The 16,442-nt window shown below is 65.7% G+C and carries 12 protein-coding genes; 7 read left to right on the forward strand and 5 right to left on the reverse strand.

Annotated features, from left to right (window positions below; all coding sequences use genetic code 11):
* Positions 1 to 33 precede the first annotated feature (33 nt).
* The gene (locus tag QN358_RS04760; RefSeq protein ID WP_323511729.1) at positions 34 to 1,458 is read right to left on the reverse strand and encodes a hypothetical protein; all 1,425 of its coding nucleotides are present in this window, start codon (positions 1,456 to 1,458) and stop codon (positions 34 to 36) included.
* A gap of 202 nt (positions 1,459 to 1,660) precedes the next feature.
* Between QN358_RS04760 and QN358_RS04765 the strand changes: the two genes are divergently transcribed.
* Both QN358_RS04765 and QN358_RS04770 read left to right on the forward strand, forming a co-directional pair.
* Positions 1,661 to 2,638 carry a spermidine synthase gene (locus QN358_RS04765; protein WP_136641090.1) on the forward strand — a complete coding sequence of 326 codons (978 nt, stop codon included), beginning with the start codon at positions 1,661 to 1,663 and terminating at the stop codon, positions 2,636 to 2,638.
* Entirely contained in the window at positions 2,631 to 3,836 is a 1,206-nt protein-coding gene (locus tag QN358_RS04770) for an FAD-dependent oxidoreductase (protein ID WP_237280260.1), read from the forward strand. Before QN358_RS04765 ends, QN358_RS04770 begins: the two co-directional genes overlap by 8 nt.
* Before the next feature lie 85 nt (positions 3,837 to 3,921).
* On the opposite strand, the gene QN358_RS04775 is transcribed toward QN358_RS04770, so the two are convergent.
* Both QN358_RS04775 and rpoB read right to left on the reverse strand, forming a co-directional pair.
* Positions 3,922 to 7,821: a DNA-directed RNA polymerase subunit beta' gene (locus QN358_RS04775; RefSeq protein WP_136641088.1), complete on the reverse strand. Its 3,900-nt coding sequence runs from the start codon at positions 7,819 to 7,821 to the stop codon at positions 3,922 to 3,924.
* An 83-nt stretch (positions 7,822 to 7,904) separates the two neighbouring features.
* The gene (rpoB, locus tag QN358_RS04780) at positions 7,905 to 11,396 is read right to left on the reverse strand and encodes a DNA-directed RNA polymerase subunit beta (protein WP_136641087.1); all 3,492 of its coding nucleotides are present in this window, start codon (positions 11,394 to 11,396) and stop codon (positions 7,905 to 7,907) included.
* A gap of 335 nt (positions 11,397 to 11,731) precedes the next feature.
* On the opposite strand from rpoB, the gene QN358_RS04785 reads away from it, so the two are divergent.
* From QN358_RS04785 to QN358_RS04795, 3 genes are all read left to right on the forward strand, one after another.
* Positions 11,732 to 12,631, forward strand: coding sequence for a fused MFS/spermidine synthase (locus QN358_RS04785; protein ID WP_323511730.1), 900 nt, complete (start codon positions 11,732 to 11,734; stop codon positions 12,629 to 12,631).
* A gap of 280 nt (positions 12,632 to 12,911) precedes the next feature.
* Positions 12,912 to 13,310: a tetratricopeptide repeat protein gene (locus tag QN358_RS04790; RefSeq protein ID WP_237280259.1), complete on the forward strand. Its 399-nt coding sequence runs from the start codon at positions 12,912 to 12,914 to the stop codon at positions 13,308 to 13,310.
* A gap of 101 nt (positions 13,311 to 13,411) precedes the next feature.
* Positions 13,412 to 13,903 carry a SprT-like domain-containing protein gene (locus QN358_RS04795; RefSeq protein WP_136641084.1) on the forward strand — a complete coding sequence of 164 codons (492 nt, stop codon included), beginning with the start codon at positions 13,412 to 13,414 and terminating at the stop codon, positions 13,901 to 13,903.
* Positions 13,904 to 13,937: 34 nt separating this feature from the next.
* Here QN358_RS04795 and QN358_RS04800 read toward each other — a convergent pair whose 3' ends face one another.
* A complete protein-coding gene (locus tag QN358_RS04800) occupies positions 13,938 to 14,240 on the reverse strand; it encodes a DUF427 domain-containing protein (RefSeq protein ID WP_323511731.1) in 303 nt (100 codons plus the stop codon).
* 111 nt (positions 14,241 to 14,351) lie between these two features.
* Positions 14,352 to 14,939: a hypothetical protein gene (locus tag QN358_RS04805; RefSeq protein WP_323511732.1), complete on the reverse strand. Its 588-nt coding sequence runs from the start codon at positions 14,937 to 14,939 to the stop codon at positions 14,352 to 14,354.
* Between the two features lie 50 nt (positions 14,940 to 14,989).
* Here QN358_RS04805 and QN358_RS04810 point away from each other — a divergent pair, with 50 nt between their 5' ends.
* Both QN358_RS04810 and QN358_RS04815 read left to right on the forward strand, forming a co-directional pair.
* Positions 14,990 to 15,694, forward strand: a complete 705-nt coding sequence (locus QN358_RS04810) for a hypothetical protein (RefSeq protein WP_323511733.1) — start codon at positions 14,990 to 14,992, stop codon at positions 15,692 to 15,694.
* On the forward strand, positions 15,691 to 16,371 hold the full coding sequence (locus QN358_RS04815) for a DUF1684 domain-containing protein (protein WP_323511734.1): 681 nt from the start codon (positions 15,691 to 15,693) through the stop codon (positions 16,369 to 16,371). Before QN358_RS04810 ends, QN358_RS04815 begins: the two co-directional genes overlap by 4 nt.
* Positions 16,372 to 16,442: the final 71 nt, after the last annotated feature.

The raw sequence follows: 16,442 nt of genomic DNA on the forward strand, positions 1-16,442 counted from the left end.
GCTCAGCATAGCGCAGTAATGAGGCTTTGTCGGTTATGCGGTGTACTGCCCGTTTGCGTACACAGCTGAGGCTTGCGCCTGCTGCTCGGCAGCGTCGGCGACCGCGCGGTCGTACTCTTCACGGTCAGCTGCATTGCGTGCTTTCAGTTTGCGGCCGCGCGAGCTGATCCACGCACCCACCCAGATGGGAACCTCACGGGCGACGATCGCCGCAGCGAGGGTGAGCGGATCCATCACGAGCGACCGTACGAACGCGGCGGCCTGGTCGGCGCTGAACGTCCAGGCCTGAACGGCGAGCAGGGCACCCAGGATGGCTGCTCCGTACACGACCACTGCGACGAGGAAGCCGCCCAGGACATACGCCCACCAGTTCGCGCGATTGACGATCAGCACGACCAGGATGAGAGCGATTGCGAAGAAGATCACCGGCACGAAGAAAGCGGGGCTGCTGACGAACTGGCTCATGACTTCGGGCAGCCGCGTGGTGGTGACCGTGAAAGCGAGGATGACCGCGCCGACCAGCGCGTAGACGATCGCGAAAACGAGGGCGCCGATGAGCGCGATGAGTGTGCCGGCGGCGCGGTTGCTGCGCTTCTTCGGGGGCGTCAGCACGGGCGTCATGACGGTGGTCGGAGCGACGTAGCCCGGTGGGAGGTACGAGGCCTGGGGCTGCGCACCGGCGGAGCCAGGAGGCACGGGAGCGCCAGGTGATCCCAGCGCTTCGGTGGGCTGGGGCTGAGCGTAGGCAGCGGGCGAAACGGGGGCAGGAGCGATGGGCGGTGAGCCGGCACCGTTCACGGCGGCGCCAATAGCACCGGCACCGGTGGCTCCGGCCCCGGCAGCACCAGCTGTGCCAGTTGCGACGGCCGCTGCCGCAGCAGCGCCGGCGGCGGGGTACGGGTTCGCTGGCGGCCGGACGTACGCCTCCGCCGGGTACGCCACGGCGTGTTCTTCGGGTGCGGGTGTCGCCCAGCGCGGCGCGACAGCCGGTGCGCTGGGCACCTCGAACACTTCGCTGGCCGGCGCGAGCGGCTCGGCGATCGGTGCGTCAGCCATCGGTGCATCAGCCATCGATGCGCCAGCCACCGGAGCGTCAGCCATCGATGCGCCAGCCACCGGAGCGTCAGCCATCGGAGCGTGGCTTCTTGGAGCCTCAGCCTCACGCCCGTCGGTCGGTGCGGCCGGCGCGGCCTCAGTCGACTCCGCGGGCGCCACCGGCGCGGCCTCAGTCGACTCCGCGTGCGACTCCGCGTTCGACTCCGGCACAGCAGGCTCTCCCGGTGCAGCCAGCTCCGTGCCAGCCGGGGTAGACGCCGTAGACGCCGGGTCGTAGCGGGGAGCATCCGCATCAGGGAACGCCGAGGGCTCGGAAGCAGAGGGCTCGGAAGCGGCGGGATGCGTGGGGTGCTCGCCTGCGGTCGAGGCGGCGTCGGAGGCGCTTCTGTCGTCGGTGCTCATGGTGCAACTCCTTCACGGGCCGCGGGGGCCGCTGGGCGTCGGCAGGTGTGCCGCAGCCACACTCTAACAATTCGGGGCCGCTCCGGCCGGGATTCACGCGCGGCTCGGCTGCGAAGAGGCGACGAGCCGTTCTCGACCGCGGCATCCCAACGCGGCATGCGACTGCGACCCGGCACCGCTCCCGCGCGGCTAGGCTCGATTCGTGGGCACCGAACCGACTCTGACGCTCTCGCCGAGCGGCCTGACCGCCGTGATCACGCCCGACACCTTCGCCTCGGGCGGGTTCACCCTGTTGGTCGACGGCCTCCCCCAGTCGCACGTGTTCGTTGCCGACCAGACGCGGCTGTTGTACGACTACCTGCGCCGCATCGCGAATGTGAGCGACCTGCTGAAGCCCCCGGGGCAGCCGATCCGGGTGTTGCACCTGGGAGCCGGTGCGCTCAGTCTGGCGCGGTACATCGGGGGCACTCGGCCCGGCTCCGAGCAGTTCGTGCTCGAGCGCGAGGTGAACCTGGTTCCGTTCGTGCTGGCGTCTCTGCCGCTCGACCCCGGCACCCGGGTGTCTGTACGAACCGATGACGCACGCGCGGGCCTGGTGTGGGCATCCGGAGTCGCACCGTTCGACCTCATTGTGGTCGACGTGTATTCGGGCGCCACGACTCCTCCCCAGGTACGCACGGTCGAGTTCTTCGAACAGGTCGTCGCACTGCTCACCGACGAGGGTGTCGTCGCTGTCAATGTGGCAGACGACGAAGGAATGGCCATCGCGCGCGCGCAGACGGCAACACTGTTGGCAGTGACACCGAACGTTCTCGTGCTCGGCCCCACCGATGTCGTCAGCAACGGCGCAGAGGGCAACGCCGTGGTCGTCGCCTCGCGAGGTGAGCGTCTGCTCGACCTGCGCTCCACACTGCGCTCAGCCGGACCACACCCCAGCGGCCTCACCGGCCCGCCCGACCTCGACCACTTCATCGCCGGTCACATCCCCATGACCGACGCTGCCACGAACCCGCCCTGCCCGACCACCAGCCGCCACCCCGCCGCTCTCGCCCACGCACAGAACGCATGTGCGCCCACCGTCGCCGATGCCTCGCGCCCGGCTCTGATCTCCGGCGAGGTTCCGGCTCCCGTACCATTTCCGACTCCCGCTCCCGCTCCGGCTCCGGATGCCCGTGCCTGAGCCCACCGCGGCCGAGCAGCCTCCCAGCGCAGCCTCCCCCGGGCCGCACGCCCACCCTTCACCGCACCCTGACCGTGCGGGCAGACCCGCCACTCTCCCTCGCAGCGCCCGCGTCGTCATCGTCGGAGCAGGCCAGGCCGGCCTCTCGGTGGCCTACCATCTGCGCCGCCGCGGGCTCACCCCGGGCACCGACCTGGTGCTGCTCGACCGCGGGCCAGGCGCTGGCGGCGCGTGGCAGTTCCGTTGGGAGTCGTTGCGCCTCGGAACCGCGCACCGGGTCAACGACCTGCCCGGCATGAGCGAGCTCGGTCTGAGCTTCGACACGGCTGACCACGGCCGCGCCGCGCGCGATGTAGTGGGCGAGTACTACCGACGGTATGAGGAGTTCTTCGGCCTCGCGGTGTTCCGCCCCGTCGAAGTGACGAGCGTCACCGACGCGCCCGATGAGAGCCGCCGCCTCCGCATCCACGTCTCTACCGACCGCGACACCATCGACACCGACGTGCTCGTGAACGCCAGCGGAACCTGGGCAACTCCCTTTCGCCCGTACTACCCGGGAGCCGAAACCTTTGCGGGCGAACAGATCGGCACCCCTCAGTTTCGCGACGCCCAGCATTTCGCCGGCAAACGGGTGATCGTGGTCGGTGGCGGCACCTCCGCCACCGGATTCGTGCTCGAACTCGAGGGCATCGCGGCGCACACAACGTGGGTGACACGGCGCCCGGTCGAGTTTGTCGACGACGACAAGAACCTCGAGGGCCGACTCGCGGCCGTGGCCGAACAAGACGAGGCAGCGCGGGCGGGGCGGGTGCTGCCGAGCATCATCAGCGGCACCGGGCTGCCGGCCACCGAACGCAACCGAGCTGCCGTCGCACGCGGCACCCTTGTGGCACGCCCCCCGTTCAGCCGCATCGAATCCGGCGGTGTGCACTTCGCAGACGGCAGCTTCGAACCGGCCGATGCCATCATCTGGGCCACCGGGTTTCGGGCCGAACTCTCGCATCTCGCGCCGCTGAAGCTCCGCGAGCAGAGCGGAGGAGTCGCTGTCGAACGGGGTCGTTCGCTTCGCGACCCCCGCGTCTTTCTCGCGGGCTACGGGCCCCAGGCCTCGACCATTGGGGCAAATCGGGCCGGGCGGCTGGTTGCGCTGCAGGTTCTGGATGCCCTGCAGCACCCCGGGCATCCGGAACCCGCCTGATGCACAGAACAACAACTGACGTACAGAACAACAGAGGGCCCCTCCGCCGAAGCGAAGGGGCCCTCTGTGTGCAGACTACGACCGGTTAGTTGTACGTACCGGGGGTGTAGTCGTCGCTCGAGAAGCTGTCGAAGTCGACGAACGACAGATCAGCTTCGGAGAACACCGCGTCATCTGTGAAGATGCGGTTCGGGTAGCGCTCGGCCTTGGCCTCTTCGGTTGCCTCAACGGTGACGTTGCGGTACTTCTGAAGGCCGGTTCCGGCCGGGATGAGCTTTCCGATGATGACGTTCTCTTTGAGGCCGACCAGCGGGTCGCTCTTGCCCTCCATGGCGGCCTGCGTGAGAACACGCGTGGTCTCCTGGAAGGAAGCGGCGCTCAGCCATGACTCGGTCGCGAGCGAAGCCTTGGTGATACCCATGACTTCTTGACGGGCCGAAGCGGTCTTGCGACCCTCGGTCAGTGCCTCGCGGTTGAGGATGTTGTAACGCTGGCGGTCAACGAGCTCACCCGGCAGCAGATCGGTGTCACCGTGGTCGACGACGGTCACCTTGCGGAGCATCTGTCGAACGATGACCTCAATGTGCTTGTCGTGGATGGGCACACCCTGCGAGCGGTAGACACCCTGAACGCCACCGACGAGGTGCTCCTGCACGGCGCGAACGCCACGCACTCGCAGAACCTCTTTCGGGTCGATCGCGCCGACGTGCAGCTGCATGCCGAGCTCGACGTGATCGCCGTCTTCGATGAGAAGGCTGGCACGCTTCAGAACCGGGTAGGCAATTGCTTCGTCGCCGTTGTCGGGCGTCAGAATCAGCTTGCGGCTGCGGTCGGTGTCTTCGATGGTGATGCGGCCCGAAGCTTCTGCGATGGGCGACGCACCCTTGGGGGTACGCGCTTCGAAGAGCTCCTGAACGCGAGGCAGACCCTGCGTGATGTCATCAGCCGATGCAGAACCACCCGTGTGGAAGGTACGCATGGTCAGCTGGGTGCCGGGCTCACCGATCGACTGTGCGGCGATGATGCCGACGGCCTCTCCGATGTCGACCAGCAGACCAGTGGCGAGCGAGCGACCGTAGCAGGCAGCACACACACCGACGGCCGACTCGCAGGTCAGAACCGAGCGCACCTTGATGTTCTCGACACCAGCCTCGACGAGCTTGTCGATGAGCACGTCACCGATGTCTTCGCCGGCTTCGGCCACGACCGTACCCTGGGCATCCACTGCGTCTGCAGCGAGGCTTCGGGCGAACACCGAGTTCTCGACGTTCGAGTCGGCGACCAGCACGCCCGACGCGTCGAGCGCGGCGATCGGCAGGTCGAGACCCTTGGTGGTGCCACAGTCGTCTTCGCGAATGATGACGTCTTGCGAGACATCGACCAGACGACGGGTGAGGTACCCCGAGTCAGCCGTACGCAGAGCAGTGTCAGCCAGCCCCTTGCGAGCACCGTGCGTCGCGATGAAGTACTCAGCAACTGAGAGGCCTTCACGGTACGACGAGATGATCGGGCGAGGGATGATCTCACCCTTCGGGTTGTTCACCAGGCCACGCATACCCGCAATGTTGCGGATCTGCAGCCAGTTACCACGAGCACCAGAGGTCACCATGCGGTTGATGGTGTTGTCGGCCGGGAAGTTCGCCTGCATGGCCTCGGCGACGTCTTCGGTCGCTTTGGTCCAGATCTGGATGAGCTCCTGGCGACGCTCGGCGTCGGTGGTGAGGCCCTTCTCGTACTGCGACTGCACCTTGGCGGCGAGCTTCTCGTACTGCAGAACGATCTCGCGCTTGTTCGGCGGGGTGAGAACGTCAGAGAGAGCAACGGTGACGCCTGAGCGGGTAGCCCAGTAGAAACCGGCATCCTTGATGCGGTCGAGTGCAGCAGCAACTTCAACCTTCGGGTAGCGCTCAGCGAGGTCGTTGACGATGGTCGAGATGTGACCCTTGTCGGCGACTGCTTCGACGTAGGGGTACCCCACGGGGAGCGTCTCGTTGAACAGCGCGCGGCCGAGTGTGGTCGTCACCAGGGTCACGCCGGGAGCGTGGTTGCCTTCGGCCAGCAGGGCGCCTTCGGGAACCTCCCCCTCGGCGAACGTGATGTTCGTGAGGCGGATGCGCACCTTGGCGTTGAGGTCGAGCGTGCCTTGGTCGTTGGCCAGAATCGCCTCGGCGACGCTCGAGAATGCACGGCCTTCGCCGGTCACTCCCTCTTTCAGCGTCGTGAGGTGGTGCAGGCCGATGATCATGTCCTGCGTGGGCAGGGTCACGGGGCGACCGTCAGAGGGCTTCAGGATGTTGTTCGACGCGAGCATCAGGATGCGCGCCTCGGCCTGGGCCTCGACCGACAGCGGAAGGTGGACGGCCATCTGGTCGCCGTCGAAGTCTGCGTTGAACGCGGTGCAGACGAGCGGGTGCAGCTGGATGGCCTTACCCTCGACGAGCTGAGGCTCGAACGCCTGGATACCCAGACGGTGAAGCGTGGGTGCACGGTTCAGCATGACCGGGCGCTCACGGATGATCTCTTCGAGAACATCCCACACCTGGGGACGGCTGCGCTCGACCATACGCTTCGCGGCCTTGATGTTCTGAGCGTGGCTCAGGTCTATCAGGCGCTTGATGACGAACGGCTTGAACAGCTCGAGTGCCATCTGCTTGGGCAGACCACACTGGTGCAGCTTGAGCTGAGGGCCACCGATGATGACCGAACGGCCCGAGTAGTCGACGCGCTTGCCGAGCAGGTTCTGGCGGAACCGACCCTGCTTTCCCTTGAGCATGTCGCTCAGGGACTTCAGGGCGCGGTTGCCCGTACCCGTGACGGGGCGGCCACGACGACCGTTGTCGAACAGGGCATCCACAGCCTCTTGCAGCATGCGCTTCTCGTTGTTCACGATGATCTCGGGGGCACCGAGGTCGAGCAGGCGGCGAAGGCGGTTGTTGCGGTTGATCACGCGGCGGTAGAGGTCGTTGAGGTCAGACGTCGCGAAACGCCCACCGTCGAGCTGAACCATCGGGCGAAGCTCCGGCGGGATGACAGGCACCACGTCGAGAACCATCGCGGCCGGCGAGTTGCCGGTGATCAGGAACGAGTTGACGACCCGGAGGCGCTTGATGGCGCGGATCTTCTTCTGGCCCTTGCCCTCAGAGATCTGCAGGTGCAGCGTGTCTGATTCGGTGGCGAGGTCGAAGGCTTCAAGGCGCTTCTTGATCGCCTCGGCGCCCATGTAGGCCTCGAAGTACTGTCCGTAGCGGTCTTGAAGCTCGTGGAAGACGGAGTCTTCGGGCTTCAGTTCGCCGACCTTGAGGCTGCGGAAGTCTTCCCACACGCGCTCGAGCTGGGCGATCTGCTCGTCGAACGACTTGCGGGCCTGACCCATCTCCTTCTCGGCTGCATCTTTGGTGCGGCGCTTCTGGTCACTCTTGGCGCCTTCTGCCTCGAGGGCAGCAAGATCGGTCTCGAGCTTCTGGAGGCGGTCGGCAATGCGGCTGTCGCGCTGGTCAGACAGGGCCTTGATCTCGAGACGCAGTTCGTTCTCGAGGCCGGGCATGTCTTCGTGACGAGCATCGACGTCGACCGAGATGATCATGTAGGCAGCGAAGTAGATGACCTTCTCGAGGTCTTTCGGAGCCATGTCGAGCAGGTAGCCCAAACGGCTCGGAACGCCCTTGAAGTACCAGATGTGAGTAACGGGGGCAGCGAGTTCGATGTGACCCATGCGCTCACGGCGCACCGACGACTTCGTGACCTCTACACCGCAGCGCTCACAGACGATGCCTTTGAAGCGCACTCGCTTGTACTTGCCGCACGAGCACTCCCAGTCACGGCTCGGGCCGAAGATCTGTTCTCCGAAGAGACCGTCTTTCTCGGGCTTGAGCGTGCGGTAGTTGATCGTCTCGGGCTTCTTGACCTCACCGTGCGACCACTTGCGAATGTCGTCTGCCGTAGCGAGACCGATTCGCAGTTCGTCAAAAGTTGTAACGTCGAGCAATGTTTTCTTCTCTCCTGAAGTAGGAAATTACAGATTTCGTCGGGTGATCGATTCGCGGTTCGCGAATCACATCATTAGCTAGCTCAGATGTCGTCGATGGACGAGTTCTCGAACCGAGTGGAGATGTTGATGCCCAGTTCTTCTGCAGCGCGGAAGACCTCATCATCGGTGTCGCGGAGGCTGACCGCAGTACCGTCGGCAGACAGCACCTCGACGTTCAGGCAGAGCGACTGCATCTCTTTGATGAGCACCTTGAAGCTCTCGGGAATACCGGGCTCCTGGATGTTCTCACCCTTGACGATGGCCTCATACACCTTCACGCGGCCGAGGATGTCGTCTGACTTGATCGTCAGAAGCTCCTGCAGGGCGTAAGCGGCCCCATAGGCCTCGAGTGCCCACACTTCCATCTCACCGAAGCGCTGGCCACCGAACTGCGCCTTACCACCCAGCGGCTGCTGCGTGATCATGGAGTAGGGGCCTGTGGAGCGAGCGTGGATCTTGTCGTCGACAAGGTGGTGCAGCTTCAGGATGTACATGTAACCGACCGAGATCGGGCGCGGGAACGGCTCGCCTGAGCGGCCGTCGAACAACGTCGCCTTGCCGGTGCCGTCGATGAGACGGTCGCCGTCGCGGGTGGGGAGGGTCGAGTCGAGCAGACCTGCGATCTCCTCCTCCAGCGCGCCGTCGAACACGGGGGTCGCAACCTTCGTGTTGGCCGGAGCCTGGTGAGCTGCCTCGGGAAGACGGCCGGCCCACTTGTTGTTCTTACCCTCGACCTGCCAGCCCTGCTTGGCGATCCAGCCCAAGTGAATCTCCAGCACCTGGCCGAAGTTCATTCGTCCCGGAATACCGAGCGGGTTCAGCACCACGTCGACGGGGGTACCGTCAGCGAGGAACGGCATGTCTTCGACGGGCAGGATCTTCGCGATGACACCCTTGTTGCCGTGACGGCCGGCGAGCTTGTCACCCTCGGTGATCTTGCGCTTCTGGGCGATGTAGACCACAACACGCTGGTTGACGCCAGAGCCCAGCTCATCGTCGTTCTCGGCAGAGAACTCCTTGACGGCGATGATGGTTCCGCGCTCACCGTGGGGCACCTTGAGGCTGGTGTCGCGAACTTCGCGGCTCTTCTCGTTGAAGATCGCACGCAGCAGCCGCTCTTCGGCGCTCAGCTCGGTCTCACCCTTGGGTGTGACCTTGCCGACGAGGATGTCGCCGGGGCGAACCTCGGCTCCGATGCGAATGATGCCGCGCTCGTCGAGGTCGGCGAGCAACTCGGGGCTGACGTTCGGGAGGTCACGGGTGATCTCCTCTTTGCCGAGCTTCGTGTCGCGGGCATCGACCTCGTACTCTTCGATGTGAATCGAGGAGAGAGTGTCGTCTTTCACCAGGTTCTGGCTCAAGATCATCGCGTCTTCGAAGTTGTAGCCCTCCCACGGCATGAATGCCACGAGCAGATTCTTGCCGAGTGCGAGCTCGCCGTTCTCGGTGGCGGGGCCATCAGCGATGACCTGGCCGACCTCGATGCGCTCGCCCTCGTTGACGATGACGCGCTGGTTGTAGCTCGTGCCCTGGTTCGAGCGGTCGAACTTACGGAGGTAGTAGGTTTCGACTCCACCCTCATCGAGCAGGATGCTGACGACCTCAGCCGAGACCTCCTGAACGACACCCGCACGGTTGGCCGTGACCACGTCGCCGGCGTCGATGGCTGCAAAGCCCTCCATACCGGTTCCGACCAGCGGGCTGTCGCTCATGAGCAGAGGAACGGCCTGGCGCTGCATGTTCGCACCCATGAGGGCGCGGTTCGCATCGTCGTGCTCGAGGAACGGGATGAGGCTCGTCGCAACCGACACCATCTGGCGCGGCGAGACATCCATGTAGCCGATGTCTTCGATCGGGAAGAGGTCGACCTCGCCACCCTTCTTACGTGCGAGCACGCGGGGGTCGGCGAAGCGGGCGTCTTTGGTGAGGGGCGCGTTGGCCTGGGCCACCACGTACTCGTCTTCTTCGCTCGCGGTCAGGTAGTCGATGTTCTCGGTGACCACGCCGTCGACGACGCGACGGTACGGGGTCTCGATGAAACCGAACGAGTTGATGCGGGCGAACGAGGCCAGCGAACCGATCAGGCCGATGTTCGGGCCTTCAGGGGTCTCGATGGGGCACATGCGGCCGTAGTGGCTGGGGTGCACGTCTCGAACCTCGACGCCGGCACGCTCGCGTGACAGACCACCCGGGCCCAGCGCGGAAAGGCGACGCTTGTGCGTCAGGCCCGCGAGGGGGTTGTTCTGGTCCATGAACTGGCTCAGCTGCGAGGTACCGAAGAACTCCTTGATCGCGGCGACGACGGGGCGCACGTTGATCAGGGTCTGCGGGGTGATCGCTTCGATGTCTTGCGTGGTCATGCGCTCGCGAACGACACGCTCCATCCTGCTCAGACCCGTGCGGACCTGGTTCTGGATGAGCTCGCCGACGGCACGGATGCGACGGTTGCCGAAGTGGTCGATGTCGTCGATGTCGAGACGGATGTCGACGGCCTTGCCACCGCGGGTGCCAGGAAGTGTGGTCTGGTTCTCGTGGAGAGCGACCAGGTACTTGATGGTGGCGATGATGTCTTGGTTGGTGAGAACCGAGTCAGACAGGGCCGACTCGAGGCCGAGCTTGCGGTTGATCTTGTAACGACCGACCTTCGCGAGGTCGTAGCGCTTCGAGTTGAAGTAGAAGTTGTCGAGAAGCGCGCGTGCGGCTTCAGCGGCAACCTGCTCGCCCGGGCGGAGCTTGCGGTAGATGTCTTTGAGCGCCTCTTCTTTGGTGAGGATCGAATCCTTCTCCAGAGTGGCTTCGATGCTGGAGTAGCCCTTGAACTGCTCGAGGATCTCTTCGCTCGTAAGGCCGAGGGCCTTCAGGAACACTGTGACGCTCTGCTTGCGCTTGCGGTCGATGCGAACGCCGACCTGATCACGCTTGTCGATCTCGAACTCGAGCCAGGCACCGCGGCTCGGAATGATGCGCGCCGAGTAGATGTCTTTGTCGCTGGTCTTCTCGAGCTGGCGGTCGAAGTACACACCGGGGCTACGAACGAGCTGCGACACGACGACGCGCTCGGTGCCGTTGATGATGAACGTGCCCTTCTCGGTCATGAGCGGGAAGTCGCCCATGAAGACCGTCTGGGTCTTGATCTCACCGGTGAGGTGGTTCATGAACTCGGCCTCGACGTACAGCGGGGCGGCGTAGGTCTTGCCGCGCTCCTTGCACTCGTCGATGGTGTACTTCTCGGGCTCGAGGAACGGGCTCGTGAAGCTGAGCTGCATGGTCTCGCCGAGGTCTTCGATCGGGGAGATCTCCTCGAAGATCTCATCGAGGCCGGAGTGCTCGGGAAGGTCTTGACGACCCTGCTTCTTGGCCTCGGCAACACGCGTCTTCCACGCGTCGTCACCGACAAGCCAGTGAAAGCTCTCGGTCTGCAGTGCAAGCAGATCGGGGACAGTCAGGTTGTCTGAAATTTTGGCGAACGAGAGTCGCGATGCTCCGCGACCGTTCTTGGGTGTGGTGGTGGTTGCGTTGCTCGCAGCAGCCAAGGAAATAACCTCCGTGGACCCCGTCGGGTCAGTACTGGGTTTACTTTTGGTCGAACTCGCCAGACCCTCGAATAGAACCCTGTTGGTTGCATTTTGATGTGCACAGGAGTTCTAGAGTGATGCTGCGGTTTCATCGGACGAAGACGATTCTGCAGCGCGAGCCAACCGCAATATGAAGGCATAGGAGTACTGGGAGCGCAAAGAACAACTATATGCCGCTTGAACCTCGGTGTCTAGTCTGCGCCTTGACCAATTTTCGGTCTTCGGGTATAACCGGCTGGCCGTGCCCCGCGACGGGCACAGGCAGGGCCGGCGAGCGCAGGTAGGGTCGGAGGGTGAGCGAAAACAGGGGGCGACGGCGCGGCGAGGGCGACGAGAACGCGGCGGTCACGCTGTCGAACGGGTTTCGCGCGGTGGTCGAGGCCGACCGGCACCAACCAGGGGCGTTCACGCTCGTGGTCGACGGAACCCCGCAGTCGCACGTGGCACTCGACGACCCCACCTACCTGAGCTTCGAGTACGTGCGGCGCATCGGCCACGCCATCGACCTGGTCGCGGTAGAGGGCCAACCGATCACGGCCGTGCACCTCGGCGGTGGCGCGTTCACGCTGCCCCGCTACATCGCATCCACCCGCCCGGGCTCACGCCAGCAGGTGGTCGAGCTCGAGAGCGACCTGGTCGACTTCGTGCGCGAGAATCTGCCGCTTCCGCGCGAGGCGCAGATCCGCATCCGGCACGGCGACGCCCGCGAGGTGCTGGCGAAGCTTCCACTGGGGCTGAAGGGAACGGTCGACTTTCTCGTCGTCGACGTGTTCTCTGGTGCACGCACGCCCGCGCACGTGACGAGTATGGAGTTCTATACGATCGCTGCGGGCCTGATGGCGGGCGAGGGCATTCTCGCGGCGAATGTGGCCGACGGTGCCGGGCTGGCCTTCGCACGCAGCCAGGCCGCGACGCTGTCGGCCGTGTTCGCGCATGTCGCGCTGGTGGTTGACCCGCAGGTGCTGAAGTCGCGCCGGTTCGGAAACGTGGTGATGTTCGCCTCTGACGCCGAGCTTCCGTTCGACAGGTTGCCACGGCTGGTTGCGAGCGATCCGACGCCCGCGAAGGTCGTCGAGGGTGCCGAGCTGAAAGCGTTCATCGCGAGCGCGCCCGTTGTGACAGACCAGACGGCCATCCCCTCCCCTCCCCCGGCCCGAAGCATCTTTCAGGTGAAACCGGGCAGCGCGAGCTGAGGGTTGGTGCGAGCCAGCGTTCGATGCGGGCATCCGGATGCCCGGGGCTTCGTCTTTGCGGCACCGAGGTTGCCCAGCGTGGCGCAGGTGCGGCCGGGCTGACCGGCGATTAGGCTGAAACGCAGCTGCACTTCGCATGCCCGATTCGCACGCCTGAGTTCTGGAGCACGTTCTGAGTATCATCACCGGTTACGACCCGAAGACGCTGCGCGAGACCATCGACGTGGCCGCTGCGGAGAGCCGTCTTACCGATATAGGCACCCTGCGGAGCCTCACAGCCTTGAACGAGAAGGTCAGCCTGCTACGGCTGCTGGGCCGCATCGACGAGGCCTGGGACATCGCGAACGAGGCGCTGCGCCAGGCCCGTTTCTCTGGCGACCGTGAGCAGGCGCTCGCCGCACGCATTCGCCGTGCGCAGGTTCAGCAGTACCAGGGCAAGCTGGCTGCGGCCCTCACCGACCTCACCATCTGCGTCGAAGAGGCGCGCGGGCACGAGTGGGGGGCGCTCGAGGCGACCGCGCTGCACAACCGCGGCAAGGTCTACTTCGACCAGCGCGACTACGTGGATGCCCTGGCCGATTTCAAGGCCGCGGTGTTCCTCTGGGAGAAGACAGGCGCGTCGATCGACCAGCTCGAGGGTTCACTCATTGCCATCGGCGTTGCGGAAGCGTTCGTCTGAGGTGCGCGGCGGTGACGGGGCGCACTGCGCCCCTGCCCGCACCGCCACGGGCCTGTGGATAACTTCTGCGCGGTGTCGCACGAGTGATTTAGGATCTGGGCGTGGCTGAACTTCTCCGTGTGCGCTCCTGGGCCAATGCCCTCATCACCCTTCACCTCGACCCGGCGATCTGGTCGTTCGGGTTCGACAACGCCAAGACGCGCGCCGGGCAGTGCAACTACACCCTGAAGCACATCTCGGTGTCGCGGTACCTGGCGGCGCGGTACGAAGACGACGAGATTCACCAGGTACTGCTGCACGAGATCGCGCACGCCATGGCGGGCTCCCGCGCTGGCCACGGGCCGAAGTGGCGGGCGGTGGCTAAAGAGCTCGGTTACGAGGGCAAACGCCTTCACATCGGCGAGACAGCCAGCGAACTCGCGCCGTGGCTCGGCACATGCCCGGCTGGGCATCTGTACTACCGTTTTCGAAAGCCCGCGCGGGCGACGACGTGCTCGGTGTGCTCGCCGAGGTTCGACCGCGCGCACGTCATCGACTGGCACAAGCGCGAGATCAGCGCGGCGTCACGCCGGGCGGCGGCGACGCCGCGCTGAAGGGTGCGGGGCTCAGCGTGGCGCGGGCGACGAGCTACTCGGTGACGTCGACCTCTTTCCAGAACGCGACGTAGTTGCTGAAGTCTTTGCCGACCCGGTCGAATGCGGTGGGGTACGGGGTGGGGTAGCTCCACGCGCGGTCTTTGAGGCTGGCGTCGCCCGACTTCACGCTGAAGTACTGGCACTCGCCCTTCCACGGGCACGTGTACGGCGTCGAACTCTCGACGAGGTACTCGCTCTTGACGCTCGCCGGCGGAAAGTACCAGTTGCCCTCGATGGCGATCAGGTCTTCTTTGGGGGCTTCGGCGATGACCTCGCCGTTGACTACTGCCTTCATGGTGTTCCTCCAGAAATCGTGCGGCCGGCACGTTCGCCGACCTCTTCCTTCAGCTAACAGCAGTGAGCTGGGAATCAATACCCCTGGCGCCGAACACGATCGGCGCCCGCTTCACGAGCCGACGACGGCCGCGGCCGCCACGTCGTCGCCATGGCCTGCAGCTATGAGGTCGCGGCCTGAGACGGATGCGCTGAACAGGTGCCCCACCGCCCGCTCGAGGGCGGTGAACGACGCACAGACGACGGCCGCCTCTGGCGAGCTGAAGTCGATTCCGAGGCCGGCGAGTGCATCGATCACGGCACCGGCAGCGAGGGTGTCTTCGACGGTGTCGTGCGCTGCGATGACCGCGACCGAGACACGGCTGCCGGCCGCGACCTGGTGGGCGAGCATCCACTCGGCCGCACGGGTGCGCGTGCGCAGGCCTGCGAGGAACAGGGGTGGGGCAGCGGGTGCGGGCAGCTCGGAGAAGGGAGGAAGCGCGGGGGGCACGAGGGTTCCGTCTGCGGAGAGGGAGGGCAGGGCATCCACCCAGACGACGACATCGGCGTGCGCGCCGACCTCAGCGAGCCCCGACGCGCCACGGCCGAACCGCACCTGGTAGTGCGTCTGGGCCGCGACGGGAGCAAAAGCAGCCGCATCGGCGGGAGCTGCAACAACAACGGCAGATTCAGGAACGGCAGAAGACGGGCTCGATGTCACCCCCCAATCGTAAACGGGCACGGCGCGCGCAAAACGACGAGACTGGACCCATGAAGGTGATGCTGAAACTCGTGCTCGACACTGATCCGGATGCCGCGTGGCGGGCACTGCAGAGCCCCACGGTCTTTCGTGAGGTCTCTGCGCCGCTGCTGTCGGCGCGATCGCTCGAGGCCGGTGGGTTTCAGACGCAGTGGCCAGAGGGCGCGAACCGCGTGGCGATGTCGGCACTGGGGCTCATCCCGGTGGGCAAGCAGGTCATCGACATCGATCGCACGCACACGCAGCACGAGGGGGTGCGCATCATCCGCGACCACGGGCACGGGGTGTCTGGCGCGCTGAAGTTCACGACGCTGTGGGATCACCGCATGGCCGTCTCGGCCGACCCCGCCGGCACGGGCAAGACGCTCTACCGCGACCGACTGCTGATCGGTGCGGGGTTGATGACGCCGGCCGTCTGGGCGAGCCTGTGGGCCTTCTGGCAGCTGCGCGGGTTGCGCATGCAGCACCTTGCGCCGGGCTGGGCCTTCGACCCTGAGCTGATGGGGCCGGATGCAGCTGAGGAGGCTGCCCATCGGGCCGCCTACCCGGCAGGTGGCGGCGACCAGGGTCGCGGAGCAGGCGCCGCCGATGGTGCCCCTGGTGGTGCCCCTGAGCGTGACTCGCACGAAGCTGAGAGCCCGGCCGAGATTCTGGCCGAACCACCGATGCCCGACTCTGACGTGTTGGGCATCGACCCCGATCTGGCCGCGTCGTGAGCGGGGCAGGCAGCGCAGGCAGTGCGACCAGCGCCAGCTGGGCGACCAGCCCTAGCAGTGCGTCCAGCGCCATCGAGGTCGCCGACTGGCGCCAGCGTGTGTTCGGCATCTACGCAGAGGTGCGGCGGCTGGTTTCAGCTGACGCAGCCGCCGCGCACCGCTTCTGGCGCGACGCCCGCGACGAGCTGTTCGCCACGCATCCGCAAACCCCCCTCCTGCCCGAAGACCGGGCGGGTTTCAGCGGGCTGCCCGTCGCCGACTACGACCCGGCCTGGCGGTTCGAGGTCGCTCTCACGGCCCCGGCCGAGCCCGGGCACTTCGACTTCGAGACCGGAACCGACGGGGTTGTTCCGTTCGGGCTCATCGGCCGCGCCGAGGTGCCGGGCGTGGGCACGCTCGATGTCTGGCGGCTTGAGACGTACGGCGGCGGAATCTTCCTTCCGGTTCGGGACGCACTGGCCGGGCATCCAGGCGGAACCTACGGTGGCGGCCGCTACCTGCTCGACACCGTGAAGGGTGCACACCTCGGCGAAGGAAGCGCGCCGGGGTCGCTGGTGCTCGACTTCAACTTCGCATACAACCCTTCGTGCGCGTACGACCCGGCGTGGGCGTGCCCGCTGGCTCCGGCGGGCGACCGGGTGGGCGTCGAGATTCCGGTGGGCGAGCTGTACCACTGAGGGTGATGGACTGATGGTGGCGGGGCGCACACACCCTCATACTGGGCCGGGACGCGGCCGTTCAGCGCCTC

The organism is Subtercola sp. RTI3, from assembly GCF_035018625.1.
GTDB lineage: Bacteria > Actinomycetota > Actinomycetes > Actinomycetales > Microbacteriaceae > Subtercola > Subtercola vilae.

Coding starts and splice junctions, on each gene's coding strand:
- QN358_RS04800 (WP_323511731.1), bottom strand. CDS start 14,240: ATGAAGGCAGTAGTCAACGGCGAGGTCATCGCCGAAGCCCCCAAAGAA.
- QN358_RS04810 (WP_323511733.1), top strand. CDS start 14,990: ATGAAGGTGATGCTGAAACTCGTGCTCGACACTGATCCGGATGCCGCG.
- QN358_RS04760 (WP_323511729.1), bottom strand. CDS start 1,458: ATGAGCACCGACGACAGAAGCGCCTCCGACGCCGCCTCGACCGCAGGC.